Origin of the sequence: Staphylococcus sp. HMSC62B09, from assembly GCF_001839115.1 — a bacterium.
GTDB lineage: Bacteria > Bacillota > Bacilli > Staphylococcales > Staphylococcaceae > Staphylococcus > Staphylococcus haemolyticus.
Genome location: NZ_KV840168.1, coordinates 1 through 350, shown reverse-complemented (window position 1 = coordinate 350; position 350 = coordinate 1). Strand labels below are relative to the sequence as shown.

The 350-nt window shown below is 38.3% G+C and carries 1 protein-coding gene; it reads left to right on the top strand.

Features of this window, described 5'->3' with window-relative positions; translation table 11 throughout:
- The coding region (locus HMPREF3265_RS10950; protein ID WP_176746629.1) for a relaxase/mobilization nuclease domain-containing protein at nt 1–350 on the top strand (350 nt) is incomplete at both ends.

Sequence of the window (350 nt, the reverse complement as noted above, 5' to 3'; positions counted from 1 at the left end):
GTAAAACAGGGGGTAATGAAGGCCATGTCATTATTCAGTCATTCAAACCAGGCGAAGTAACCCCAGAACAATGTAATCAACTAGGTTTAGAATTAGCTGAAAAATTCGCACCTAATCATCAAGTCGCTGTCTATACACACAACGATACGGACCATGTACACAATCATATTGTGATTAATTCAATTGATCTTGAGACAGGGAAGAAATTTAACAACAATAAACAAGCCTTACGTGATTTAAGAGACTTTAATGACGACGTATGTCGTGAACATGGCTTAAGCGTGCCAGAAAAAGATACAGCACGCTTACGTTATACACAAACAGAAAAAGCGATTGCTGACCCTAATACA